Below are 26,589 nucleotides of genomic sequence, written 5' to 3'. Positions count from 1 at the left end.
GCCGCTGGGTAATCAAGCCCTCCTCGGACTCCTGAATCACTAGGTGAACTTCACGCTGGCCTTGCTGGCAGGGCTTGTTCTGCTGCTGCCCGGCATGACGGCTCTCGTCAGTTGGAACATCCAGGGGGCAGCACAAGGCGCGAAGCGTCCTGAGTTGCAGCTCACATCGGTCACCGCCCTGTTCATGGCACTCGGCGTCGCCATTCTCATGCACGTTCTAGGCTACGGCCTCGTGTCTCTGTTCTGGGCGGCGCTGATCGAACTCGGTGAGCACATCCGGCCGGTCGGGCCGCTGATCCCGAATCCCTACGAGATGGCGCTCGCCATCTCCCTTGGCAGTAAGACCGCGGCCTCGGGATCGATCGAAGCCTTTCTTGTACTCACTCTTTTCGAATGCCTGCTGGCTTGGCGCCTGATCGCATCGCCGGGGCTCGACCTCGTGCTCGACGGATTTGACGTTCGCTCACAAGGCTGGATCTATCAGCATGTCGTCCGGCCTTTGCGTCATGGCTACACGCCCATTGCCTATGTGCTCACCGCCACACCGAGTGGCGAATACGGCATTGGCTATGAAGGAATTGTAGCCGACATCCGTCAGGGCGAAAATGGCGAGTTGAGGTCGATCAGCCTCGCGGAACCTCAGCGCTTTGCCTACCAGCTTGTCCCTGCCAGTGAACGCCACCCCCGGCGCAAGCCCCAACTCGTGACCCATGAGCGAGAATGGGTCGGAGGCGTGGTCGCTCTTGACGGCAGTGTGATCCGGAACGTCGTGATCCACACTGTATCACAGGATCTGATCGAGCAGGTCGAAAACCTGCCGGCCGAGGAGGGTGAAGACGCGTCCGAGTGGACCGTGAATAACGGGGCTGGAAGCGAAATCGACACATGAACTTCATGTCCCATCTTCTGGAATTGCTCGTGCTGGTGACCAGCATGGTAGGCACCATGTTTCTCGTCGCTCGGTGGACGCGCCTGTTCACCGATGTGCTTTGGTATTTCATCCTTGCTCCGTGGACCGTGAGTCTCGCGGTTTTACTTGCGATGATCGCCATCGGGACAATTACCCGCGCAGTTGCAAACATCGACTTGGTTGGCCCCCTGGCGTTTTCTATTCAACTTATCCTGCTGCCCTTCACTGCAGGTCCATTGAGCAATTTGCTAACCTACTGGAGTGAGGCCGCCGGCGGGCATGGCTACAAGGAGCTGGGCTGGAAGGGCTATCTCTTTGCTTCGCGGCGGCTCGCTCAAAGGGAAGCCTACGCAGCACCGCGGACCGAGCAGTAAACGGGCACCGACACAGTTTCGCAGTAGTAGCTACGTGTGCATGCACGTCCCGCAACCCAACTGGGCTCAGGCATCTCTCGACCACACCAAGACGTTCGCGCGGGCTGGCCCGAAAGACCGGTTTTGGCAGAAGCAGCCATTCGAACCCTATATGGGCGGCCGTCAAGGTTAGTGGCGCATCCGTGGCCATGATTCCGGCGATCGCGATCGCAGCCGATGAATTATCGCGCTAAGCGATATTTCATCTTGGCCGGTGATCTGCCAAGGCTATGATGTCCTGGCGATGGTAGCTCATACTGAACCCGTCAGAAGCTGGGGCCGCAAGCCCTGTGGGGAGATTGCCTCCCCGACTACCACCTGCGTCTCGGCGGCGGGGAGCGGCGTGCCGCGCCCGCCCGGGACCGGGCGCGGCAAGCCCGAGGTACAAACGCTCCGGAACAGTGCTCTCAACAGTGCCTACGGGGGCCGGCAATTTGTCGCCGGTCTGGCCGAAAGGAGAGCCACCAATGAGCCGTCATCCTCGCACGCAGCGGCACCAGCCGCCTCCTTCGCGCTGGCTCCTTCTCATGAAGGTGATCATCGCGATTGGACAGGTGGCGTCATTTCTGAAGTACTTTCTTCATCGGGAGTGACAGGTGACCTCGGGACAGCCGCACCATGACCAAGCGCAAAAGCATCAACGACGCGCTTCGTCTGCTGCGCCTCTACTGCGGCTTCTCGCAGACCGAGATGGCGACTAAGCTTGGGATCGCCCAATCGATGGTCTCCGATGTCGAGGGGGGACGCAAGAACGTCACCATGGATTTGCTCGAGGCCTATAGCCAGGCGGTGGGCGTGCGAATGTCGCAGCTCCTGTTCTTTGCGGAGGAAATTGAAGGCCAGCCTATAGCGCGGCGCGGGCAGCTCATTGTCGCCGACAAGGTGATCAGGCTCCTCGAAAAGCTGAAGCCGGCCGACCGTGAGGCCGCGTAAGCCTCAGCGCTACGAACGCTATGCGTTCGAGGCCTCGCCCTGGGTGCAGGATCTGACGCAACGCGACCTCGCCGAGCTTTTAGGATACACCAAGACCCAGCTCGAGGCCCTGATCCGGGATAAGGATAAATGGATCGGCCGCCGCACCGAGCTGATCGGCAGCAAGATGCGCAACCTCGCCGTGCCATATGGCAAACTGCGTGCCGTTCACGAACGGCTGAAGTTCCACCTCAACAAGATCAAGCAGCCCGACTATCTGTTCAGCCCGCGCAAGGGCCGGGCTCAGCGCGACAATGCCGAACGTCATGTCGGCCAGGCGCAGTTCCTCAGCCTCGATATCCGCCAGTTCTACCCCTCGACCACAAGCGAACATATCTTCCGCTGGGCCCATCATGAAGCCAGCCTTCGCGCCGACGTCGCGGGCATGCTCGTCCATCTCGTCTCGATCGACGGCAAAATGCCCTTCGGGTCACCGATCAGCCCGGTCCTTACGACGCTCGTCCATCGGTCGATGTTCGACGCCATCAAGCGGATTTGCGATGCCCATGGGCTGCAAATGTCGTTGTGGGTAGACGATCTGACCATTTCCGGTCGTGCGATCCCCGGCACCATCATCGACGATATTCGCGCCGAGATGCGCAAATGCGGTTTCCAGACGCACAAGATCCAGTTCCGCACCGGCAACCGTCCCGTCATCGTCACCGGCGTTCCGATCGAGGGTGGCCGGGTGGCCGCACCGCGCTCGGTCCATGAAAGGGTTCGGGCTGGCTATGCCGTTCTTTGTGGCCAGCTCCGCGACGTCGAGCGTGCGCATGAGATCGATCGGCTTCTCAGCGCCCTAGGGACCCTGCGTTACCATGTCGGTAAAAGCTCAGCTGAGGGGCGCCTGGCGGCTAACCGCATGAACGCGCTTAGGCAGAGGCGCGCGAAGCTGACCTTCGTCGTCACGACGGACGCGGATCCGTCATCCACGCCCGCCATCGCGGTTGCTGCTGCCCCGGATAGCGCGTTGCCCTGGGAATAGCCGGCGATGGACAGCTACTGGATCGACGAAAGCGGTTATACCGGCTTTGACCTGCTCAATTACGACCAGCGCTTTGAAGGCGCTGCGGCTATCGCCATTGAGAATGACGACGCGGAGAGGCTCATCAAAGAGCATTTTTCCTGGCTCAAAACACCGGTCACCCCGGCTGAGCCGGCGCTGGTTCCGGTGGGCGAGACGGTTGAGGACCAATGAGAGAGACCAGCATGACCCGGCGGATCAGGGTCGAGAGCCTGGAGCGCGGCGACATCGTGCTCACCGCAGGCCCCGGGAAGGTCAGTAAGGTGATCCGCCGGGCGAGCAAGGGCGATGTCTCTCATGCCATGATCTGCGTGCAGAACGGTTCGATCATTGATTCCACGGATTTTGGCGTGCAGGCGCACAACATCCAGCGCGAGCTGTACGGGCCGGACGATCATGTCGTCGTCCTGCGCTTGCGCGAGCCGCTGAGCGATGTCCGGCTCGCCGCGGTGATCGATTTCGCCCGGTCGGAGATCGGTACGCGCTATTCCAAGGTGGAGGCGGCGCGCTCGGTCATGGGTGGGCCGAAGCCGCGCACGCGGCAATTATTCTGCTCGCGACTTGTCGCCCGCGCTTATGCCTATGCCGGTGTCACGCTGGTCTCCGATCCGGATTACTGCACGCCCGAGGAGCTGCGCCAGAGCTCGCTGCTGATCGAACTTTCCGACATGACCGAGAGCGTGTCCGAAGCGGAGCTGACGGCCTGGAACGCGCGGCCCAACCCGCTGGCCGACATGCAGGCGGCGCAGAATGCCGTGCTCGACCGGGCGCGCGCCCTGGATCCCGATATCGAGAATTTCAACGATCTCGACCGGATCGTACAGGAGCATCCCGAATGGGACGAGGAGATTGCCGCAGCCTATCGGCAATCGGGCTATCTCGAGTTGTGGAAAGCGGACTTCGCGATCAATCCTTGGCATTATGACCTAGAGGCGATGGAGGCCTCCGGGGCCGGCGAGGGGTTGCGGGCTTATTGCGCCGGCACAATCCGAGAATTTCATACCGGCGGGCTGCGCTTCGCCGTCAACCTGATCCATTATCAGGGGGCGCTAGCGGCACATGGGCGGCGGAGCACTCGGCAACTGGTCGCCCTTTATACGCAGCTCGTGCGTCACGATCAGCAGCGCCGGGAAGTCGCTCTGACTTGGCTGAAGCGCCACCATCCCGATCAGGCGGCCAGTGAGCTTGAGCGAATCGTCCCGCATTCCGAACATTGGTTCTCGATCATCGATCGTGTCGAACCGCGGCTCGGGCGAATCGCGCGCGTCTCGATCAAGGCAATGGGATCGGCCGATGTCTGTTCGTCCTGCGGCGATCCGGCCGACGACTTTCGCTTAGTCAATGCGGCTGAGGCGATGCCGGGCGTGCCCTCGCTACGGCTCTGTTCGGATTGCGTCCGCATCCGGCGCGGATTCGGCGAGATCCTGGAGCCGTTGGCGTCCTAGCGGATCGAGCGAACGATCGCTCTACCCATCGAGATTCCCGGAAGCTGTCAGTCAGAACTCGATCAAGTCAAGTCGTTCTCCTACTCGCGCGTTATTGGCCGCTCCTGCCAGAACCGGCTATTCCTGTTTCTATGCGCGGTCCGCAAGCAGCGCGCGTCGGAATCGTTCTACCAGTTCTCCGGCGCCCCAAAAACCGCGCCGTTCATAACCGCTCCGAACGAGCCTCTAGTCTACCTCCGACTGTGAAAAGTGCGCGCAGAGCTTCGCCTTCCCCCGGTTCTCCGAAACGTTCAGTGGTAAATCGTAGATGTCGAGCAGAAGTTGCTCGACATACTTCGCGATCCGGTTCGGAAGGTCGAGGTAGCTGAAATATATCAACTGGATGTCGGCAGTTTGCTTGCGGGCCCAGTGGCCTAGGATGCGTGCGTCAAATGCGCCCTTTCCAACGTAGAGCGCGCGCATGTGGAAGCGTTGGTGAACATCGCAATACTCGTTCTTATGCCACAGGACGTAGACGCCGGATCGTCTTTTGAGCGGCCAGTCCCGCACCAGAATGTCGTCGATCGTCCGGTCGCAATAGTAGGCGATGTTCGTGTGGCACAACTCGTCGAGGGGCGGCGGCGTGCGCATCTCGGCGGCGGCCGTCTCGTCGAAAGCCGTGTCAGCCGCTCCGCACGAGCAGCCGCAGTCGTGGCAGGGGCGGGCGCTGGCCATGTGTGGTCCATGACCGGGCAAAGGATCATGCGCAAGCCGTCGACGCACATAGAATCGGCAACAGCTGTCGCCGCTACATGCCAGTTTGCTGGAAAGTAGGAGCTAATCCTCTCGCAACGCGGAGGTCGTTCTGTCTTTCCGATTGGTCATTCAGGCTTGACGAGCTAACCAAAGGTGATGATGGGGAATGGATTGGAAGAAAACTCGGCTGATGACGTTTCTTTACTTCGCCTACGGCTCGAACATGTTGCCGGCCCGCCTTCTGGACCGTTGTCCCTCAGCACGGCCCGTCAGCGTTGGAATAGCGCGGGACTTGGCTCTCGAATTCTCGAAGGCGAGTAAAGACGGGTCAGGAAAGGCTACGCTCGTCGCAGCTAAGGGTGCGCGTGTTCCCGGCGTGATTTTCGAGATCGATCTGGCCGAACGAAGTGAACTGGACCGACACGAGGGATTGGGCTCGGGCTATCGCCGAGATGACGCCCTGCTTATCGACGACGCGGCGCGCGGTGGGATCGCTCGGACCAGTTCATATCTCGGGACGTCGCTGGATGTGCAGGTCAAACCGTTCGATTGGTATCTCGCGATCGTCATCGCCGGAGCCAACCACCATAGGCTAGACGCGGGGCATATCGCGGCGCTGAGAGCCACAGAGTTTGTCGAAGACACCAATATAGATCGAAAAACCCGCGTCGCTGCGATCCAAGCGATGCGCGAACATGGTATCGGCGATTATCGCTCGCTGCTGGAAGGTTAGGACTGAGTTGCCAATCACCCTCAATCCTATGTCGGCGCTTCCCCAGTGCGACGGAGAGCAATGGATCGTCGATGTGCCAGACGAGCTCGCGCATCTGGTCGCGCTCGTGCTTGTCGGCCAAGCCTTCCATGCAGCCCTGATCCTCGAAGGAACGCAATTGGGCGAGCCGAAGATATCGGCGAAACTGAAAGAGACCCTCGACAAGGACCTTCATCCCGCGACCGAAAAGGGCATCGAGCATCGCGACGGTCTCTTATTTGAAATCATCTGCTGGGTCGCTGCGCGCAAAGGGAAGACGGGTGAGGAGAAGATCGACAACTCCCACCTAAAGGCGACGAACCAAGGAACAGATGGGGTCAAAGTGACCGTCGATCCCGCGACGAAGACCCTGACGAAGGCAACGGTCTACGAATACAAATGCACGATCCACGCCCGGAAGAAATTTCAAAGCCAAGTGCTAAAGTCGTTCCGCGAGTATATTTCGGGGAAGCGGGACAACCAGCTGGCACAGGCCGTCCTTGCCCTGCTCGAGACGTTCGGCTTTACTGGACTAGAGCTGAAGGCCGCCTACGACACGCTAATCCAGGCCCGCCCATTGGCTTTCGAAGCCTCGCTGACGGTGTCGCCGTCGGATTTTCCGGCCTCCAAGTGCATTGCATTGTTCAAGGACTATGATTCACTGCAAGTTGCGTTGAATGTGCGCGGCGGCAACACCCTCCCGCTGGACGACGTTCGCGCGTGGTTTGCCGATTTTTCTGACCGTGTCTGGGCGCGGATCGCGACGTTCGATGTTTGACGCTCAGACAGCTGCGCTGATCCGCAGCGCGCCGGCCCTGGCCGGAGTCGATCCGGCGATGCTGCCGCAGGAACTGACGGGCATCTATGCCGAGCTGGCCGGCCTCCGACTGCGCGCTGCAGTACTCGCAGAGCAGCCCGACTACCTCGCCCAACTGGAGCGTATCGAGCGGATCGCCACCATCTACGAAGCCCTGGTGGATAGCGGTGCCGAAGATCATGAGCGACGGGCGGCGGCCTTCGTCGCGGGGACGGCCTACCAGCTTCTGGGCAGGCTTCGTCCGGATCTCGAGGAGCGCGACCATCTCTTGACGATGCGGGCGATCGATCCGCGCGTTTCGGCACCGCTTCTGTTCCTGATTGCCGAGCAGAGCCCGGACGCGCGCGAAGCCGCGCGTGAACTTGCGGGCCCCCGGCTGGAAGACATTCACCGCGGCGCTCTAGTCGAGAGTATCGAGGACCTCGCCTTGGAGCGATTTGAAGCGATCCTCGCACGGGCCGACCGATTGGCGGGGTTGCGGCCGGGCGCTGATGCGCCCTTCGACGAACGCGCGACCCAGGCCCTGTACGGCCTGTGCTGGAGCGGTCTGGTGCAGATGGTCGCACGATTACTCGATCGCCCCCTGGTGGAGCTAGCGTATCAGGCCTTCGATACGCCCCGGCAGGCCTTCGAGCGAGTAGTAGCGCTCGCCACGCAGTCCCTCGATCTTCCGGAGACGGGGCTAAACATCACGTCGAGCTATGCGGGACCGCGTCATCTGGCGCGTTTGCTCATGCATGTGGCGGACGGTCTTGACGAGGCAGGCGTGACGCGAATTCCGCCGCCTGCCGACGCGGAAGAGAATTCGTGGAAATTGTGGGTTCGCCACCGCGCGGCAAGCAGGCCCGTCCTCTGGCCAAATCATCGCGCGGCTGTGGCAACGAACTTTCTGGATGTCGGCAAGTCGGCCGTCCTCGTCCTTCCGACGGGGGCCGGTAAGACGACGCTTTCAGAGCTCAAGATCGCGTCGACGCTGTCCACCGGCAAGAAGGTTATCTTTCTGGTTCCGACCCTGGCGCTTGTGGACCAGCTCCGCGATGATCTGGCCGAAAGCTTTCCGGAAAGTCTCATCGATAGTGTGGTCTCGGCGGACGGCGATCTGACCGCCCTCATCCGTGGGCCGGAGCTTGAATCGATTGAGGTGATGACGCCCGAGCGGTGCCTCGCACTTTTGAGTTTCACCGAGACCGACATGAGCGATCTCGGTTTGCTGGTCTTCGACGAATGCCATCTGCTTAGCCCTGATGGCGGTGGGTCGCGCAGTGTCGATGCGATGCTGTGCTTGCTCCACGCGATCAAACGCGCGCCCAACGCGGACCTGCTCCTGCTCTCGGCGATGCTCAAAAACGCCGAGGAGGTCGCTGACTGGCTCGCCACCATCACCGAGCGTCCGTGCATCGGATTTCACGACCCTTGGAAGCCGAGCCGTCAGGCACGCGGCGTAGTAATATATCCTGAGGCGCAGGTGGATGCGGCGACGGTGATCGTCCGGCGGAAAAAGCGGCTCAAGAAAGCCTACAAAGCGCCGCCGCTCAATGCTGACCCCTATGCCTTGTTCGGCCTTCATCATGCTTGGTTGAAGACGGTTGCGACTGACACCCGGCTCGTTCGGCTGTCCGATGCTCCCGTCGAGTTGGGGCACGGGACCGGCGGCGCCACTCCAAACGCCAATGATGTCGGCGCCGCACTTGCCAAGAACGCCGCCAGGGCCGGGCTGAAAACGATCATGTTCGTCCAGCAAGCCGACCACGCACCATCGACGGCCAAGCGCCTCAAGGGCAAGCTGCCCGTACCACCGGACCTCACTGAGACCGAAAACAGTCTATGGGCCGACGCGGTAGCGGAGCTCGGTGCGGCAAGCTGCTCGCTGTTCGACCCCGCAGCTCCGGCAATTCCGCACAACGGGGACATGATCCCGCTTGAACGCCGTTTAGCCGAATCCGTCTTTAAGAAAATCGGAGGCGTGAACGTCATCATCGCGACCCCGACGCTCGCCCAAGGTATGAACCTGCCAGCGCAGGTTGCCATCCTCGCCGGCACGATGCGGCATGGCGATGAGGGTCGCACGCCGCTTGAGGGCCACGAAATACTGAACGCCGCCGGGCGGGCAGGTCGCGCCGGATATCTGGCCAATGGAACGGTGCTGCTGATCCCCGAGCCGGTCGTGCGGTTTGACGCGAACTCGCTTCCCGACAATGAGGCCTTCAAAATGCTGAAGGCGGTGCTGCCTGAAAACGACCAGTGCGTGGAGATTGACGACCCGCTGACGCCGCTGCTCGACAGCATTCAAGCCGGCGATCTGTCGGGCGCCGGCGTACGCTACTTCCTCAGCCGGCTGCGAGCCGGCGAAGCGGAAGAGACAGCCGTCGAGAAGGCGGTGGAGATGATCAGCCGCTCTCTTGCAGCCTATCAAGCACGGCAAGCCAAAGAGCATGAAGAGTTTGGCCTGAAGCTTGGCTCATTGAAGACTGCCCTCGATACCGCGACCAAAGAGACCTCTGTGCCGGTGATGCAGATCGCCGCTTTCACAGGGTTGGCGGTCGAGCCGCTCGCAGCGATAGCCGCGAAGGTCGAAGCGGAGATCGATGCGCTACCGTCGACTGTGTGCGGCTGGATGGAATGGCTGGTCGATTTCCTGATCGCTGATCGGGCCAGTTACGCGCTGCTGTTCGGTAATGCCGTCGAAACCGTGAAGGCGGTGACGCGTGGGGCGAAGACCGGCGGTGACAGCACGGATGCTGAAATGGCGCTGCTCAAGACCGCATTGGCAGCGTGGCTGAGAGGCGAGCCTTTCTATCAGATCGAGGCCGCGCTCGGCGTTCCCGCTAACAAGATCGGTGTCTGCAAACGGACGCGCGACCTGATCAATCAAATCGCCAATCGCCAGCTCTATATGGTCGCGGCGGCGGCGACGGAAGTCATTCGGCAGACGTTGCTCACCAAGGAGAAGGTCGCAGCAAACCCAGCAGTACTTGAGATCCTGGCTTATGCTATTCGGCGCGGCTTAGACTCTCCAGAAAAGGTCGCCTTCGCCTATCGAAACCCCAGTGCGCGATCACGCGTCCTGCTGCATCGAGCCTTCGCTGAAAAAATCGGAGATCGCGAGCCCATGCTCGGTTCCGATTTCGAGCACGTGATGCGGCATCTCGACGCCGTCTTGGCCTTCGGCGCGTTCGATCGCTCAGCGTTTATCGGAGATCCTGATCCGTCGGCGAGTGCACAAGACCCATTATAGGCAACATGGCTCACGCTTGGCCTGACCTGCCCGCTGGCTACCACTGCATGATGGCGATCGCTCATCCCAGCCCGACATCATGACCCAAAGCTGATCCAGCATCTGCTTGAGGACTTGGCTGCAGCGCTTGTCAGCGCCCGACCGTCCATCCTCTCAGCGTCGGGTTTTGGTGAAGAACCTGCCGCTGGCGTTCCCCTTGGGAATGGCAGTTTTGTCCCACGATTAGCTGGCAGCTGCCGGCCAAATCACGCCGTACCGATGTGGTCACAAAACCGTCGCCTCGTGCCGAAACCGGTCATTTGCAGCTCCAAACGCTGACGGTCAGCAAAACGCCCAAGAGTAATCATTTCGCAATACCGTACACTCGGCCACGTCGATTGATCTCAACGCACATCTCCAGCATCATTCCCAACCAGCTGGTCGAGGGCATCAAAATTGAGCCGCGCGGTTTTCGCTTTATTACGAATCGCTTAGCTCGGCGCCGCAATCAGACCCAGCACCATCCGCCTTCCGACGCTCCATGAACCGCTGCACCCAGCGCTCCAGTCGTCCGGTGTTGTTCTCGCCCGCGACAGTTCGACCATCGGGTAGAATCACGATGGCGAGTTGGACGGTCGTCAGAACTAGGCGGGTGCCGTCCAATGCGACAAGATTGGTTTCGATGAGCGACTGGAAGAATGTCTCGGGATCGAGTCCGGATGAAGCGATATACGCGAGCAGGTCCGGCTCCGTCGTATAGACATCCTCCCTGCACAGCTGGTCCAAGACGATATTCTGCTGAACGCTGAGTTCGACCGGCGCCCATTCCATATGGTCGGGACCTTCGGCGAGCTGCTTGGCGCTCATCAGTGTTTCTCGGTACATCCAGCTCTGTGCCTGCTCCGGATTGTCCGGGATGACCGGGCAGGCCGCAAGAAAGGGCGACAGCAGCTCCAGCTCCAGATCCTCGCCGAACAGTTCGGCCATGGGGCGAAGGTAGCTGATCCGGGTCCAGATCATTTCCAGGATCAGGAGCGTGGGGTTGATGTGCGAACTGGCGAGGATCGGCCAATAGCCGTCGGCCTTAATCGGTTGATGGTAGGGATGACCGCCGAGTTTGACGAGCGCGGCACCGTCGGCGACGATCAGATTCGGCAAAGTGGGCGGCCCGAAGCCGTGAATTCGCAGATTCTTCTCGAGCAGGCTCGAAAAGCCGCGCCGCAGTCCACTTTCGGTCGAATAGCCAAAATAGCCCAGCATGACCCTGACCGGAGCGATCTGGTCGAACATGATCGTATGGAAGATCAGGTGCCGGGCCGGGTCCATCTGCGGCCATTGGTTGGGCGGTGGCGCGATCTCGCCGGTGCATTGGGCATAGGCCCGCATCGATGCGCCGAGGCTGAATTCATACTCGCCCTTGGCCTTGCGCAGCCACGCGCTCGTGATTTCCGAGACGCTCTTAAGCTGCTGATAGGCCTCCCCGAGATCGTCTCCGAAGAGGTTCTTCTTCACCTCAAAGACCGCGAGAATGTCTTTCACATGCCATTGGAACTTGCCCGTCGCGTAGGGGACGGGGATGCCTTCGCCACGCACGAGCATGCAATCGAGCTGGCCGGTCGTTCCGCCATTGCCGTCGATCGCGAAGCCGCTGACAACCTTCAGATCGAGCCCGGGCGGAATGGCGCGATCAAGGACGTCCTGCGTGAGGCCCTCATACATCTCACCGATTGTGGGCGCGTGCTTGATGTCCACCTCATCGAGCCGCGTGGCCTCTGCGCGACGAAGGGTCTCCAGCATCTCGCCAAGCGTCCGGATCATGGATCAGCTCTCAATGATCTCTGGCTTCTTGGTCCGAAGCCGGGTCGCCTCTGGACGCATCTCTGGCCTGTTGTTCCGGGAGCTTGAACGGCCGTGCCGCAGGATCGTCGGTGAAATGCAGGATCAGATGATCGTCATCCTCATCGATGCTGCGTGGCGCCATCTCGGCATCGCTGATCGTGAAGCCCTGATCCAGCCAGGTCCTGAAGATATTCCGGCCTTCGTCGCGTGGGTCGAGCCGTTTGCGGAAGCGCTCTTCGGTCATCCGGCCGGCGAGCAGATCGAGAAGCATGCGTGCCGGGAATTCGACGGTGAACCGGCCGGAGCCGTGAATGGATCGTATCGTCATCCCGAGATATTGTCCTGTCCTGGAAGGAGAAAAGGCGCCTTGGCGAAATAGGGAGCGCGCCTGATAGCCCTCATAGCGGGGTTCGGGCAGGAGCGCCGCCATCGTTTCGAGCGCGGGCGGCGGTTCCGGCAATTGCGGCGTGCCGAAGAAGGCGACGGTCCAGCGTCGTGGCCTGCGCCCGTCCGGATCGAGACCGTTGAACCGCTGCAGTTCTTTGAACGGCGAGAAAGTGACGACGGCATCGACGTTGCGGCCTCGACCGGCGAGAAAGTGCAGGATGATCTCGCGTGCCGATACGAACCGGCGGGTGTGATCAATCTCGCCGAAGCGACCGACCCGCCTGAGCAAAGTCGATCCGACATCGGCGACGAAGAGGACACGCAGGGTGCCGGCCGCAGCGGCGCGCAATTGCTTGGCCTTGCGCACCAACAGATCGAACAGCGGGTTGTCCTCGAGCGAGTGCGTTTCCGGGGGCATAGATGAATAGAGGTTGTGGTAGCGGATCTGTCTGCGCTCGGTATGCTCAATTTCGACGTCGAGCCCCTTGGCCTGGAGGCGCAACCGTGACGAGCGAGACTGTCCTGAAGCGACCCAGCGTGTGATCGCTTCGCGCTCGTCCTCGGTGAGACGGTAACCGCGTGGCGCCAGGCGACGGCGGATGTAGCGACCGTCGATATATCCGCTCTCTTCGCGATACCGAAAATAGAGATAATTGCCGGCGCCTTTGCTGGCGCGGCTGGCAACTTCGGAGATTTGGACCGCGATCGCGTCCATGTCCTCTTCGCCGGAAGTGGCATTGTCGGTCGTGGCTGCGATCTCGATGGCCGTGGTGCGCCCTTCGACGAAGGCATCGGTGATCGCGTCGGGGCGTCGGCTGTCGCCCCACCATTCCGGCTCAATCTCCAGATCGCCGAGCGACTGGATCGCCCAGAGCAGGGCAAGTTCCATTTCCGCGGGTAGCGCCTGCTCGACCTGCTTAGGATCGTTGAGTCGACGCAGGAGATCGCGGCCCTTTTCCGGTCCGAGGACAGGTGCGAGCGCATCGAGCATTGACTGGATTCGACGGCGCACGAAAATCGTCATGATCTCTCTCTAGCAGTCTTCAGCCCGACGCACGCATGCCCCAGAACAAGAGCCATCATTATGTGCCGCAGATGTACATGCGTTTGTTCGCGCGCGAGGGCGACAACCGGATCGGCGTTTTCGTCATCGACCGTTACAAGTTCATTCCTGGCGCGCCGATCCGCGGTCAGGCGTGCCGCGACTATTTCTACGGCAAGGATGGTCGTACCGAGCGTGCCCTCGGCTATATCGAGGGGCACGCAGCCCGGATTTTCGGCGAGATCGTCCGCGAACGGCGGCTGCCGGCCGTATCGAGCCAGAACCACGAATGGCTGGTTTTCTACCTCGGTATGCAGCATGCTCGCACCGTTGGGGCGGCCGAGCAGTACAATGAGGGCTCGGAGAAGGTCGCCAAGTCGATTCTGCGCACGAAGGCGGAGCTTGAAGGGAACCGCGAGATCGTCGAAGCGCTCGACCGCGTGCGGATCAGGCGGACGAACGCGGTGTCCGAGCTGATGGGCTATAAGACGATCGGCGCAAACCTTCTCACCGACTTGAAGCTCGTGCTGATCGAGAATGGCAGCGCGGTGCCGTTCATCAGCTCCGACACGCCGGTGGTCTTCCACAACCGGCACTACGAGGGTCAGCACATCAGCGTGACCGGATATGCCAATGTCGGGCTGCAGCTCTTCTTACCGCTCGGACCGCGGCTCGCGCTGTTCGGTTTCGACGCCGCTGCCTATGAAGTTGCAACTGACGCCCGGGATATCGTCCTCCTCGATGATCCTTCGGAGGCCGCACTTATCAACGATCTTCAGTGGGAAGCCGCGCATGCCGTCATGCTTACCGCGCCCGACATGCCTGAACAGCTTCTGCAATCCTCAGCAGCGACATGGTCGGAACCACGGCAACGGGAGCGTAGCGTCTTTCGCGAGGGGGGGGCGTCGAGCAATCGGATAACGAGATGCGCACACGGCACGGATCGGGCGCGGCTCCGTCGGCAGTCACGCTCGACCTTTCGTTCGTGCGCTGTATCCTGCCCCCGCCCGAGCCGCTCGGCACGTGGGACATCCCGCCGTTTCGCGATGCCGACCGTGTCGCCCGTGTCGACCGCATGTTCGACCACATGGATGCGCTGGACAAACTGAAAGGGCTGTGACGATGAAGCCTTGACCGTCAGAACAAAGTGCCCGATTCACCGAGAAGACACCTGCTTCGCGATGGGTCTGGTGTCTGTCGCGAGCAACGCTCGATGCGACGATGCAACAACCTGTAGCCGTGTCGATTACACCGGCCGACGACGCCTGAGCGCATGAAACGTGACGAGCGGAAGGTGAGCCATGTACGGTAGAGGACAAGTAGGAGATTAAAAAAGCCATGCCCCCGGCTAATCGGTTCAGGCCGGACGGACTGGCGCGTTGGGATCGCGGCGCCGAGACTTTGATTGCGTTCGACCCGTTCCGGATGCGACCCCACAAGGCGGTCGAACAGATGGCGGTTGAGCTGGTGGTGCCCAAGCTGCATTGTGGGCCATCATCGTTTTAGGATCGTTTGTTTTTGCTGCCACCGCCCGATCTCGACTCCCCGCCGGAGCCCGATTTCACCATAGCCAGCACCCTCGGCTCCGAGGAGATACGGGCGGGTGCGGGCGGCTACGACTATGGCTGGCCGGACGCCACCGTCGCGATCGCTGATCCCCGCTTCATCGATCTCCTCAATTCTGCGGAGATCAACGCCGTCTCCTATGCGCTCGTCCCAGCGGCCGGGGGCCGCGCCTTGCCTCAGGTAGACCTCGTCGCGGAAAAAGCCGAGCCGTTGCGCGAAGCCTTCGCACTGTTCGAGCGCTGGCGGGCCATGAGCGGTGTCGGCTCTATCTCGGTGTCCATCGCTCCGGAGAAGACAGGGTACACGCTCCTCATCGGTACTGACCTTCGCGCGCTGCGCTGGCGCTGTTGCGGCTTCCAGAATGTCACCTCGCCCGAGGCCTTCAGCCTGACGTGGGCAAAGACGCTCGACACCCGCAACGACTTCGTCAGCTCGCTTGAGGCGTACGCCCGTAACGTCGTAGCACCAGCCTTTTTGGGCGCGGCGCAGCTTGGCAGAACGGACACCGGCGAGATCGTCGCCAAGGCCCTTCCAGGGGTCGATCCGATCCTGTTGCCCGGCATCGGATGGGGAGCACCCGCAGGGTGGGCCGGTCGAGACCGGACAGGAATCTCCGAGGATTCGGGTCGAGAGGGCGATGCCGCCCCCCCGGACGCCACGACGATCGCCAGAGCACGCGAACGTCGCCTTCATGCGATCGCTCCCAAGACGCTGCACGACCTTCGGCACACCGAGGTCGGGCTGGCTCTGCGCGGCCGGCTCGCTGCGCTCGGGGCGCGGGATTGGCAGATCGGTCAGGCCATCACCAATCTTGGTCTTGCCCGTCTGCAGGCGAGTCAGGCTTCCTCAAAAGACGAACCTGATGATCGCTGGGAGGCCATCCACGCTCTCAGGCTGGGTCAGGTCGAGCTAGCCACATTCCCGGTTACGCTCGACAGCTTCGAGACCGGGGAGATTATGGATCAGATCGGGCTAGATGCGGCCTTTCTCCTGCGCAGGCTCGGCCGCCTTCCGGGTGCGCTCGATTTTGCTATCTGTCAGGCGGCCCTCCGGGAGAGCGGCCATTTCTGACTTGTCCGCTATCGGTCTCGGCGCACAGCCTGAGCGGCTTTGCGTATTCGTATCCTCGACGATCGCAGAATGTGCAAAACAGCGGCGGGAGGCGCTCGTCGCCATCCAGCGGCTGGGGTTCGACTCCTTCGTCTTCGAGAAGGAGGGCGCGCGAACCTATGGGCCGCGCGAGCTTTATCTCGGCCGGCTGCGCCAAAGCCAGCTGGCGGTCGCGATATACCGGGCCGATTATGGTTGGGTCGACGAAGCGAACGGCCAGACGCTGTCCGGCCTCGAAGACGAGTATCGCGAGATTCGCAGGCTCAACGTCGATCTGCTCGTCTATATCGACAAGACGGCCAAGCCGGACCCGAGGCTGAAGCTGATCCTGGACGAGATACAGGCGCGTCAGACCTATTCCATGTTCGATCCTGAGGAGGATCTGACCGACATCATCCACCGCGATATCGTGACGTTGCTCACGCAAACCTATCATCTCCGCCGCGCGGCGCCCGATCGCCGGGCCATCGCGCCGCAGGCCACCCTCGACGCGATCTTCAAGGCAACGCCCTATCGTATCCGCCGTGCTGGCTTTGATGTTGCACTTCGTTCGCTGTCGGCCCTGCACCGCGCGGTCTGGGTTACCGGCGCGGCCGGCGCCGGCAAGACAGTAGCGCTTGCCCAATATGCCGCCGATCATGGCCTTCCCTATGTAAATGCGCGCGGCCTCGACCCGAGCATGATCCTGACAAAGGCTGCCGAAGCCATCGCCCCTAGGCTCGATCGTACCGATCGGGCGACAAGCTTCGCCGATGCGCAGCAAGCTTTCATGAGCGCCTGGACGCGCGCGACGAAATGGCCCCTCGTCATCGACGATCCCGAAGACGCGGGGGTACTCTGGTCGGTAGTAAGCCTTGCGCTCAGGGACAATGGTGCCGGATCGGTGGTCCTCGGATCTCGAGTTTCGCCCGCCGCCTTCCTAGGCAGCCAGCTCATGGTCGAAGGCTTCACCCCCGAGGAGTTGAGGCAGCTCGACACTATCGCGGACACAGAAGCGCGCCGCCACATCGCCGGGCTGGCACAGGTCTCTCTCCCGCTTCCGCTCACCGTTCGCACGACCTTGCGCCCGTTGACAGATGACAGCGGCCGGCCGGTCGACCTGAAAGATCGCTATCTCGCGCTCAAGGGGCGCCGGAGGGACATCGTCGCGTTCCTGGCGCTCGGACGTGGGCCGCTGTCGCTGGACGACCTTGCCAGGCTCTGCAAGGCGGAGGCAGACCTTGGTGATCTTTCCGACGACGTGGACGAATTGAACGATCTGATCGTCGAGGACGCGTCGGGTTACAGCCTGCTGCACGACAATTGGGCAGCTGAATTGCGGGATCTAGTTGCGCTCCGGCCCCAGTTTTTCCGGTCAATCGCACAACGGCTCATTGCGCTTTTCGACGATACCGGCCGGGGATGGCGCGCCTTTCAAGCGGCGCGTGACATCGATGAAGAGACGGCGGCGGTGCAGGCTGAACGGTCGATCCGCGAGATCTTCTACTCGGGCTCCATACGCCATCATACGGAAGCCTCCGCATTTCTTGTCGAGCATTATCGGAACTCGGGCGACCGGCCGGCGCTGATTTTTTCGCTCGTCGCCTTTGCCCAAGCCGCCAGTCGCAATCGCAATGTCGACGACGTCAGCGCGCTCTATCGCGAAGCCCGCGCGGTCGCAGATGCGATAGGCGACGAGGAATGGATCCGCTTCGTATCGGAGGCCGCCGCAGGCTATGCGCTTCAGACCGGTTTGACGCCGGAAACCCTGGCAGAAATCCAGCATCGCAGACGCAGCTATGAAGATGATGATGACGGGCACAGCGTCGCGCGGCTGCTCAACGAGGAGGGCGTCGCGCTCCAGGCGGTCAACCGCAACGAGGAAGCCGAACCCTGTTTCCGGCGCGCACTCGAACTCTTCGCAGAGCATCAGGATGAATATGGCCGCGAGCTGGCGGCTCGAAACCTCGCAGGCCTGCTGCTCGCCCGATCGGAGACCGCCGCCGAAGGAGAAAAGCTTCTCGTTTCGCTGAAGTCAGCCCGCAGCGATGTGCGAGAACGAGCCTGGATGTGCAACATCCTGAACAGGCGCTATCGCAAGGAGAAGCGCTATGACGAGGCTGAGAAGGTCGCGCTGGAGGCGATCTCCATCGGAGAGCAACTGGGCGATCGCCATCTCGTTGCAATCAACCAGACGGCGCTCGGCAATGCCCGCCATGATGATGATCGGCACGAAGAAGCTCTCCCCGCCTTTCAGGCCGCGGCCGACGAGGCCCGTGCCATATCCCGCAGTGATGTCGAAGGTCGCGCGCTCAGGCTGAGCGCCGCCTGCCACAACGCTCTGGCCGAACTCAGCGAGGGCGATGCAGCATACGCTCATGCCCGGGACGCCGCGACGAAGGCCAAGGAAGCGATTGCCATTTTCGAGGGCAGTATCGGATCCCATGATCTCTCCAGCGCCCATGACGAACTCGCCACCGCCTTGATCACGCTTGGGGAAAGGGAAGCCGGATGGGTGGCGCGGGCGCGGGGGATCGCGCTGACCTGGTCCAAGGACAACCCGGACGATTATAACAAGCAGCTCCGTCAGCTAGGGCATCATCTTCCCGATCTCCCAGTCGACGTGGCAGCCCGAGCTACGTTGATCGGACTGCGCCACGGCGTCGACGACGCGGAAACAGCTCTCGAGATGTGGGTGAGTGCGCTTGCAGTCACTCTCGGGGAGGCGTCGCCAGAGGTCGCGGCGTCGCTAGTCTCCGGGCTTCTTCAAAGCCTGATACAGGCGACGACCATCGAACATCTTTCTCTGGCATTGGATCGATGCCTGCGACGGCTATCGGATCGCAACGTCAAAGCTAAACCCGGCAACAGAGCGCTGCTGCTGCTCAATCTCTTGGCCTTCACGGCGCGGGGCGGCTTCAGGCAGGCTGACATGCTCGCTTATGCAACACTTTGTTTAGAGGGCGAAGAGGGAATCCTGTTTCGTCAGATACCGACCTTCGGACTTCAACTGGTGATCGAACTGGGTGATACGGCCAATTATCTGTTCACGATCACTGCCGCCGATGAAAGCCACGAGGCCAGCTTCGTCGCGCTCGCGCTCGGGGCATTTTTCGCTGGGTGCGGGGGCCGCATCTGTCGACTATTCCTACAGCCTCATGCAACTGGGCCGGCCGCGTTCGATCTGATGACGTCGGGCCTTGAGGGTATCAGCGACTATCTTCTGGCGAGCGCACTGCCCTTTCTGCGGGACCGGCCCGTCGCGTTCCTCGGTTTCAGCGAGATCGAAGGCGTGCCGCCGCGAATAACAGCGTTCTGCCGGGCCGACATCCCACGGAGCCTTACGCCCGGCGACGGCCAAGCCGGGCCATACGAGATCATGCTGATCGACTGTTTGGCCGCGCTCATCAACTATTCCTACGGAGTCGACATCCAAGTCCCGGAGATGCTGGATGCTATGAAAGAGTTGTTGCGACATATGTTATGCTGAGCGCGGAGCGTCGCGCCGATCCAACGCGCCAAGGAGCCCTCTTGTGGCCTAACATGACGCTATCAGCCGCCGGCGCGATGCGCCACGACGCGGGCTGCAGTAACCACGTATTTGAGATTGCGGCGTGCGCACCTGGTGACCTTCAATACCCTTACTCAAACCACCTCAGCCTAACTCTTTCATGCTATTGGAGCTGAATGATCGACCTGCGTGACAGCATCGCCACCATCCGAGCACAACTCGAAGAAGGTTCGCCGCGCAACTTGACCTATGCTGCGCTGGAATGCCGGCTCGCCTTGGAGCGAATTTGTTATGAACGCCTGCGCGCCATGCATGACTATATCTCGCATGACGAGATCCGCTGGCAGCCGGCTCGCGTGATCAAGATACTTACCGAAGGCGTCGATCCCAATGTGGCTGACACCTGCACGCTCTCGATGAGCCGCCATCCATTGCCCAATGACCTCGAGCCGACACGCGAAGACTACGAGGCGCAGGAATATATCGAGATTGGTACCCAAGTCGGCTTCAAGGCGAATTATGTCCAAAAGCTCTGGAACGCCCTCTCCAACGTAGCGCTGCATGCCAACTTGCCGGTCAACAAGGCGGATCAGGTCAGGCCATATGGTGACGCTACCAAAATCAGAAAGCAGGTCGAAGTGACGCTAGCCGAGATCGAACGCATCGCAACCGGCACGATGATCTCCACCGGACTTGGTAAAGAAGTCAAATTCGAGTGCCTTTGCGGCGCGACTAACAAGCGCCGGATGAGATGCCTTCCAGAGGGCAAGATCGTCAGCTGCATTAATCCGGAATGCGCCGAGACATGGGACGTTGAGATCAGCGATGGCGAATATGAGTTTTCCAGACGGGGGCACGACTTGGAATGTCTGTGTGAGAGGACGCATTTTGTGACCTCCGCCTCAATCGAGAAAATGGCCAGGCACGAGTGGGGCACCATTCTATGCGACTGTGGCGGCAAGCTGCTGCTCCGTTGGTCCCTGAACTATGCGAAAGTGCCACCCGCGTCAGAACCGGCGGTGCCGGGCGAAGCGGCGGAGGGATAACGGCCGCACGGAGTATATGATAACTTCCAAGCGTCCGCGAGGCAGATTGAATAGCCGATGTTGGAGCGCGAACCGACCGGCAGGTAATGGCGTAAACAGCCGTTCAGGAGCGACACCGCAAATGGCGGCTTTGTCCCAATTTCCGTCGGCGGCAGGTCGAAGGCCTCACAATTTGGCCGGAAGCGAGATCACAAACGAGGCGCCCCTCGAGTACGCAGCATCTAAGTCGATCGTCCCGCGGTTAGCGTCGAGCAACGAGCGCAGGATCGGCAGGCCGAGCCCAGTACCGCCATCCGAGCGGCGCGTAGTGAAGAACGGCTCGAAGATGCGGTGGTGGTCCCCCAAGGGCACCCCTGGACCGTCGTCCGTTACGATCACCGTGACACCTGCGGGCGCTGATCGGGCTGCGAGCGTCACCTGCGTGGCGCCTGCCTGCTTGCTGTTCTCGATCAGCCCCGCCAACACCGCTTCCAGCACGTTGGAGGGCATCGCGACCAGCGGCACAGGGTGCTCCGAAATGCGGACATCGAGCGCAGCGCCCTCATGCCCGTAGGCGTCGGCGATGCAGCGCATCACATGGACCACATCGGTCCGCGCTCCCTCCTCTGCCGTCGCCATGTCCGCCCGCGCCAGATCGAGCAGCCGGCTGACGAGCAGATTGAGCCGAGCCGCATCGCTGGCGATATTGGAAAGGAAGCGCTTGCGATCTGCGGGGGCCATGTCGCCATGATCCTGCAGCAGTTCGACTGCTCCGCGGATTGCCGCCAGGGGGGTCTTGAACTCGTGGCTTACGGCATGGGCGAAGTCGCGCAGGTAGCGCGAGCGCCGCTCGATCGCCTCGGCCATGCTGCCGAAGTCGCGATACAGCGCCTGGATCTCGATCGCGGCGGTCGTGGGCGCCTCCGGCACCGCCCCGCCCCCCTTTGCGACGGCGCGGGTCGCCTCGCCCAGCGCCTCCACCGGCCGCACGATGCCGCGCGACAGCAGGCCGCTCAGCACCACCAGCGTGGCGAAGATCACGACGATGCCGAACAGGATCTTGCCGCGATCCTCATAGATGCCGACGAACAGCGCGCGCGGCGAGCGTGCGAGCAGCAGCACGCCGACCACCCGGCCGTCGACGACGATCGGCCGCGCATGGTGGAGACGCAGGTCGGAGGCGCGGCTCAGCCACTCGAGCGCGTAATGCGGCCGGTAGGCGCCATTGCGGCGCAGCGTCGTCACTGCGCGACCGGCCAGCGCCGCCTGCAGTTCCGGCATCGCGCCATAGGCCAGGCGGGCATCGCCGCCTGCAAGAATGCGCCCCTGCGGGTCGACTAACTGGATCGACGCGAGCGTAGTGTTTGCCGTCGCACGGAGGACAGGGGCCAGGCGCGTTGCCCAAGCACGCGTCTCCGGATCGACCGAGCCTCTGCGAGCGATCGGCGCGGGGCGCTCGGGAAGGATCGACGTGAGGCGCAGATCGAGCGTGGACGCGCTGGGCATCGTGCCCATGCTCGCCGGCATCCCGTGCACACCGGGCCATTTGGCAGCGCCCGCCGCTGCCAGCGCCGCGCTCTGCGCGATCAGGGCGGCTTCGGTCTGGCGCAGCAGGCTGTTCTCATAGACCCGCAGGAACAGCGCGCCGAAGCCCGGCAAGGCCGCCACGAATACGAAGGTCAGCAGCAGGATCGTGCGGAGCCGCAGCCGCGGCCAATGGCGCCGCACAACCGCCTTGAACCGCTCGATCATCCCGCCCCGCAGGTGCCGAGCCGATAGCCGATCCCGGCGCGGGTCTCGATCACGTCCTCCGCGCCGATCCGTGCAAACTTACCCCGCAGGTTGCGGATGTGGCTGTCGATCGTACGATCGGTGATGGCGAAACCTGGCCCGTGCAGCCGATCGATGATCGCATCGCGGCTGAACACCTTGGACGGCATCGCCGCCAGCGTGCGCAGGATGCCGAACTCGGTGACGGTGAGCGGCACCGCCTCCCCTGCCCAGTTCGCCTGCCAGCCATCAGGGTCGAGCGTCAGCCGTCCGTGCTGGAGCGGTCCCGCCGCCGCGGCAACGTCCGGCGGCTGGCTGCCCACCCGCCGCAGGATCGCCATCACCCGCGCCACCACCTCGCGCGGCGAGAAGGGCTTCACGACATAGTCGTCCGCGCCGAGCTCGATGCCGAGGACGCGATCGATCTCGTCGTCCCGGCTGGAGAGGAAAAGGATCGGCAGGTCCCCACCGGCGCGCAGCCGCCGGCAGACCTCGATCCCGTCCATGCGCGGCATGTTGATGTCGAGCACGATCAGGTCCGGCGCACGGGACGCGACGGCGGCCAGCGCAGCTTCGCCATCCTCCGCCTCGATCGCGTCGAGCCCGGCCTTGGCAAGCGCGAATATCAGCAGCTGGCGGATGTGCGGATCATCGTCCGCGACCAGGATCGTACGGGGCATGGGGCACTGGATCATGGCGCGCGCCGCCTCCGTCAAGATTGGACTTGCGGGGGAATGATGCTGCCGTCGCACCAATCCCGGCTGTAATTGGCAGGCAGCGGGCGTGGCGCCCCCGGTCCGACGATCGCCCGAGCCGCTGCCAGGCGGCGCGCTCCATGCCATGTCCAGAACCGTCCATCCGCCTGCCGCGTCTCGAGATCCCGGAGGAGCTCGGCGCGCACATAGCGCACGCGGTCCAACTTCTCGGCGTCCATCGGCCGGCGTTCCAGCGCGATCAGTGGCAGCAGGGCACTGTCCCCACTGCGATGCAGATAGCAGAGGTCGATCTTCGCCGGGTCGGCGGCCTGCACATTCCAGCGGGCCGCGATCGCTTCGATGTCGACGAAACAGCAGGCGGTCAGCACAACACCGGCAGCCAGCGCGTTGCAGTTGATCAGCCAGCGCGCACTGCGCCCGCAGAGGATGCGCCAACAGATCAGCACAAGGCCGAGCGCAACCAGCGCCATCCACAGCAGCGCCGCGATCCGCCAGGAGGTGAGCATCGATTCCTGGATATACTGCACCGTCCGCAGCGCGCTCGAGGCGACGAGCACCAGGTTCTGCGCCACCCACAGGGCTACCAGCCGTCGCGCCCAAGGGTCGCGCTCGCTCGCACTGCCCGGCCGCAGCATGGCGAGCGCCATTGCGCCGGCAATCAGCGCCGTGACGATCAGCGGATAGGCACCGCGATGCACATAGTCTGTCCGGGTCATGCCATCCGGCAGCGCGCCTCCGCTCCAAAGGAAGGCGATGTCGAGGGCATTCTGGACCGCGAAGATCAGGTTGAAGAGCGCGAGGGCGATCAACACCGACGGCAGCGACGTGCCGGGAAGGATCGGCTCCAGATCCGGCACGCGTCGGGCGACGCGCAGGGCGAGCGTGCCGGGACGCAGCATCGGCCAGACGCAGCAGGCGACGAAGCTCCACAGCGCGAGCTGCCATAGGCTGGGCAGCTGGATGGAGGCGAAGACATGCTCGATCAGCGGGTTCGCCGCCGCGAAAAGGATCAGGAAGACGATGCCGCCGAGCAGCGGCAGGGCCAGCGTCGTCGCGAGCAGGCGCGGAGAAGCGCCCACGCCACGTCGCTGCCCGGCGACGCGGCGCAGGTCGGTGAAGAGCCGCAGAAAGCCGGTGGCGCCGTGAAGGAACAGGCGGACACCCCAATGCCAGGCATCGTCGAAACGTCCGACCCTGGGCGCCAGTGCGGCAAAAGCGATCGCGCACCAGAACATCGACCAGGCCAACACCCCCGGCTCGTCGAACAGCGATACGGCGAAAAGCGCGGCCAGCGCGAGCGCCGGCCATGCGAATCGCGCCCTCCCGATATCCGGTCGGGCGGCGATCATGGCCAGCAGCCAGGCGCCGGCGAACACACCGATTCCTGCCCCGCCGAAACTGTCGGCAAAGAGCCTGTCGAACAGGATGATCAGGACCAAGGCGGCACCGGCCTTGCGGACGAAACTGAAGCGCACGTGTTGCTCCCTCTTGCTCAGGAGCAGCGTGGATATGCGACGCTGGTCCATTGCTCGCGCTGGCGCCGAGGAGGTTCGTGGGAGCGTCTGTGCAGGACCGGTGCAGATTGCTCCGTCGCCAACCGTCGCGGCAGCGACCGTCCGCCTCGCAGAGCAAGATCAACGTCGAGCTACAGGCGAGTAAGTTCGTGTTGTGCCTGTGCGCGCCTGAAGCGCGTACCGGTACAACACATATCTTGCCATCCCTTTCGATGCAAAAGTCCGCAATTCAGCACGAAACCTCGCAATCAGAGGCCACTCTCGGGATTTGCGAGAGGCAAGTTGCACAGATTTGCGGAGATGTGCGCAGTTTTGCATAGTTTACGCCAAAAATGGCCTCGCCCTAGCGAGCGCGTTGCATACCTTTGCGAACAATTGCGGAGTTTTGCATACCCGTCGGCCATTCAAGAGATCGAGCCGCAACCGACGCTTCGATCGAGAGGTGGGCTCCACGTGGCTCTCGGCTCGACGAACCCTCCGCGCGACCGAGCACTCGAGCGCCCGACACCACGACAGGTTCAAAAACTCAAAATGCGCAGTTCGTACGCGTCATCCGACCGGTTAAGAGATCTGTTAAGAGACCTGTTAAAGAGTTAAGCCGCATTTTTTGCATATATTTTTTTGTTCTATCAGTGCCTTAGCGCTTTGAGCGGTGTGCGATACCACGTGAGTGGGTGGGTGAAACCACGATATTCGGGTGGGTGAAACCACGATATGCGGGTGGGTGAAACCACGATACTCTTGCCGCGGTGAGGCTTGCCGCTTCAATGATGTCAGCTAGGTCACTTGACCGACTTGGATGAAGCAAGCTCCGATTCTGCAGGTGGCTTAACCGGCATCACCGGCGTCCAGCCTCCATCGCACGATCAATGCGATTGATGTGATGCTGGCGCTCCGCGATGCGGAGACTCCGTTCGTGGTACTCTTGCTTGATGGCGACAGCTTCGTCGTGTTCCGCTTGCCCTCGTAGACGGCACTGCAGCGCCGGTTGGCCGCTAGCCGTACAAACCAGTTCAACTTGATACCCAGGGAGCTGATTAGCCTGCACGATCTCGCGGATCATTCGGCCGAATTCCTTGGGCGCGCTTTCGCTGCCGATTTTCTGGCGGAGCAACTCGAGACGACAAATCCAGCCACCCCACTGCAACCCAGCGTGTTTGCGAATAACCCGGTACAACGCGCGTTCGATGCCGCCGGAGAGCTCAAGGTAGGCGGGATCCAGCGTCAACAAGGACTTCTCAGCCAGTATGCTTTGGAAAACGCGATCGGACAGCGTGATCGCTACGCCGAGCGGCCGACCGGTACCGGGATCTTCTTCCACGCGCCATTCGTCGATCCAGTTGAAGCCAATCTTCACAAGCCGATCTGATGCGCGAGCGGACATGAAGATTGAGGTGGACTGGAGGCGCACCAAGGCCGCCTGCAACTCACGATAGGCCTTTCCGCCGGTCCCCCTACCTAGCGCTTTCAACAGCTCATAGGGCGTCGTGCTGAGCATTGGGGACACTACACCCTGCCCCCTTTCGCGCGCATCGTTCAGCATAGAGGCAGCCCATATCAGGATGTCCGCATCCCAAATCGTCGCTATTCCAAAGGTTGGTATTCCTTCAATCCGTACGGAATTTGACCCATCAGGACTTTCGAACTCTATGGGACGCACGCGCTTTCTCTTCTGCACAGAGAAGTACGGCTGCTCCATAAATTGTCGCTGGTCCTTCCAGCGTAAGCCGTTCAGCGGAGGTATCGAACGGCTTCGACTTACGCCGGCGTCATTTTTCGACTCGAGGATCGGCAAGAAATGGCCGACCTTCTTGGGCTCCGAGTAGCGCTGCGGGCGCTCACCACCTCG

At 62.0% G+C, this 26,589-nt stretch carries 20 protein-coding genes; 13 read left to right on the top strand and 7 right to left on the bottom strand.

The window, feature by feature from the left end; all coding sequences use genetic code 11:
• Positions 1-43: 43 nt before the first annotated feature.
• From OIM94_RS17150 to OIM94_RS17125, 6 genes are all read left to right on the top strand, one after another.
• Positions 44-889 carry a hypothetical protein gene (locus OIM94_RS17150; RefSeq protein WP_264607869.1) on the top strand — a complete coding sequence of 282 codons (846 nt, stop codon included), beginning with the start codon at positions 44-46 and terminating at the stop codon, positions 887-889.
• Positions 886-1,284: a hypothetical protein gene (locus OIM94_RS17145; protein ID WP_264607868.1), complete on the top strand. Its 399-nt coding sequence runs from the start codon at positions 886-888 to the stop codon at positions 1,282-1,284. The genes OIM94_RS17150 and OIM94_RS17145 overlap by 4 nt, the downstream gene beginning before the upstream one ends.
• 657 nt (positions 1,285-1,941) lie before the next feature.
• On the top strand, positions 1,942-2,256 hold the full coding sequence (locus OIM94_RS17140; RefSeq protein ID WP_264607867.1) for a helix-turn-helix domain-containing protein: 315 nt from the start codon (positions 1,942-1,944) through the stop codon (positions 2,254-2,256).
• A gap of 43 nt (positions 2,257-2,299) precedes the next feature.
• A complete protein-coding gene (locus OIM94_RS17135) occupies positions 2,300-3,280 on the top strand; it encodes a reverse transcriptase family protein (protein WP_264607866.1) in 981 nt (326 codons plus the stop codon).
• 6 nt (positions 3,281-3,286) lie between these two features.
• Entirely contained in the window at positions 3,287-3,493 is a 207-nt protein-coding gene (locus OIM94_RS17130; RefSeq protein ID WP_264607865.1) for a hypothetical protein, read from the top strand.
• Positions 3,494-3,504: 11 nt separating this feature from the next.
• On the top strand, positions 3,505-4,764 hold the full coding sequence (locus tag OIM94_RS17125; protein WP_264607864.1) for a YiiX/YebB-like N1pC/P60 family cysteine hydrolase: 1,260 nt from the start codon (positions 3,505-3,507) through the stop codon (positions 4,762-4,764).
• Positions 4,765-4,989: 225 nt separating this feature from the next.
• On the opposite strand, the gene OIM94_RS17120 is transcribed toward OIM94_RS17125, so the two are convergent.
• Positions 4,990-5,478, bottom strand: a complete 489-nt coding sequence (locus OIM94_RS17120; protein WP_264607863.1) for a hypothetical protein — start codon at positions 5,476-5,478, stop codon at positions 4,990-4,992.
• 187 nt (positions 5,479-5,665) lie between these two features.
• Between OIM94_RS17120 and OIM94_RS17115 the strand changes: the two genes are divergently transcribed.
• From OIM94_RS17115 to OIM94_RS17105, 3 genes are read left to right on the top strand one after another with little or no spacing between them, the layout of a single operon-like run.
• On the top strand, positions 5,666-6,232 hold the full coding sequence (locus OIM94_RS17115) for a gamma-glutamylcyclotransferase family protein (protein ID WP_319801133.1): 567 nt from the start codon (positions 5,666-5,668) through the stop codon (positions 6,230-6,232).
• Positions 6,233-6,260: 28 nt separating this feature from the next.
• Positions 6,261-7,028, top strand: a complete 768-nt coding sequence (locus OIM94_RS17110) for a hypothetical protein (RefSeq protein WP_264607862.1) — start codon at positions 6,261-6,263, stop codon at positions 7,026-7,028.
• Positions 7,021-10,302, top strand: coding sequence for a DEAD/DEAH box helicase (locus OIM94_RS17105; protein ID WP_264607861.1), 3,282 nt, complete (start codon positions 7,021-7,023; stop codon positions 10,300-10,302). Before OIM94_RS17110 ends, OIM94_RS17105 begins: the two co-directional genes overlap by 8 nt.
• A gap of 459 nt (positions 10,303-10,761) precedes the next feature.
• On the opposite strand, the gene OIM94_RS17100 is transcribed toward OIM94_RS17105, so the two are convergent.
• Positions 10,762-12,099 carry a DUF6602 domain-containing protein gene (locus OIM94_RS17100; RefSeq protein ID WP_264607860.1) on the bottom strand — a complete coding sequence of 446 codons (1,338 nt, stop codon included), beginning with the start codon at positions 12,097-12,099 and terminating at the stop codon, positions 10,762-10,764.
• A gap of 10 nt (positions 12,100-12,109) precedes the next feature.
• Positions 12,110-13,531 carry a hypothetical protein gene (locus OIM94_RS17095; protein WP_264607859.1) on the bottom strand — a complete coding sequence of 474 codons (1,422 nt, stop codon included), beginning with the start codon at positions 13,529-13,531 and terminating at the stop codon, positions 12,110-12,112.
• 35 nt (positions 13,532-13,566) lie between these two features.
• Here OIM94_RS17095 and OIM94_RS17090 point away from each other — a divergent pair, with 35 nt between their 5' ends.
• From OIM94_RS17090 to OIM94_RS17075, 4 genes are all read left to right on the top strand, one after another.
• Positions 13,567-14,658 carry a DUF4238 domain-containing protein gene (locus tag OIM94_RS17090; RefSeq protein WP_264607858.1) on the top strand — a complete coding sequence of 364 codons (1,092 nt, stop codon included), beginning with the start codon at positions 13,567-13,569 and terminating at the stop codon, positions 14,656-14,658.
• A gap of 409 nt (positions 14,659-15,067) precedes the next feature.
• A complete protein-coding gene (locus tag OIM94_RS17085) occupies positions 15,068-16,186 on the top strand; it encodes a hypothetical protein (protein WP_264607857.1) in 1,119 nt (372 codons plus the stop codon).
• Between the two features lies 1 nt (position 16,187).
• A complete protein-coding gene (locus OIM94_RS17080; protein WP_264607856.1) occupies positions 16,188-19,694 on the top strand; it encodes a DUF4062 domain-containing protein in 3,507 nt (1,168 codons plus the stop codon).
• Positions 19,695-19,891: 197 nt separating this feature from the next.
• Complete coding sequence (locus OIM94_RS17075; RefSeq protein WP_264607855.1) at positions 19,892-20,761, top strand: hypothetical protein; 870 nt, start codon at positions 19,892-19,894, stop codon at positions 20,759-20,761.
• Positions 20,762-20,926: 165 nt separating this feature from the next.
• Here OIM94_RS17075 and OIM94_RS17070 read toward each other — a convergent pair whose 3' ends face one another.
• The 4 genes from OIM94_RS17070 to OIM94_RS17055 all read right to left on the bottom strand — a co-directional run bounded on the left by OIM94_RS17070 (position 20,927) and on the right by OIM94_RS17055 (position 26,535).
• Complete coding sequence (locus OIM94_RS17070; RefSeq protein ID WP_264607854.1) at positions 20,927-22,492, bottom strand: sensor histidine kinase; 1,566 nt, start codon at positions 22,490-22,492, stop codon at positions 20,927-20,929.
• Positions 22,489-23,190 (bottom strand): response regulator transcription factor, encoded by a 702-nt coding sequence (locus OIM94_RS17065; RefSeq protein ID WP_264607853.1) that lies wholly within the window; start codon positions 23,188-23,190, stop codon positions 22,489-22,491. The genes OIM94_RS17070 and OIM94_RS17065 overlap by 4 nt, the downstream gene beginning before the upstream one ends.
• A gap of 32 nt (positions 23,191-23,222) precedes the next feature.
• Complete coding sequence (locus OIM94_RS17060; RefSeq protein WP_264607852.1) at positions 23,223-24,752, bottom strand: DUF4173 domain-containing protein; 1,530 nt, start codon at positions 24,750-24,752, stop codon at positions 23,223-23,225.
• A gap of 826 nt (positions 24,753-25,578) precedes the next feature.
• On the bottom strand, positions 25,579-26,535 hold the full coding sequence (locus tag OIM94_RS17055) for a replication initiator protein A (RefSeq protein ID WP_264609941.1): 957 nt from the start codon (positions 26,533-26,535) through the stop codon (positions 25,579-25,581).
• Between the last annotated feature and the right edge of the window lie 54 nt (positions 26,536-26,589).

Origin of the sequence: Sphingomonas sp. R1, from assembly GCF_025960285.1 — a bacterium.
GTDB lineage: Bacteria > Pseudomonadota > Alphaproteobacteria > Sphingomonadales > Sphingomonadaceae > Sphingomonas.
Note: the sequence above shows the minus strand (reverse complement) of the source record. Positions and strands in the feature narration are given on the sequence as shown.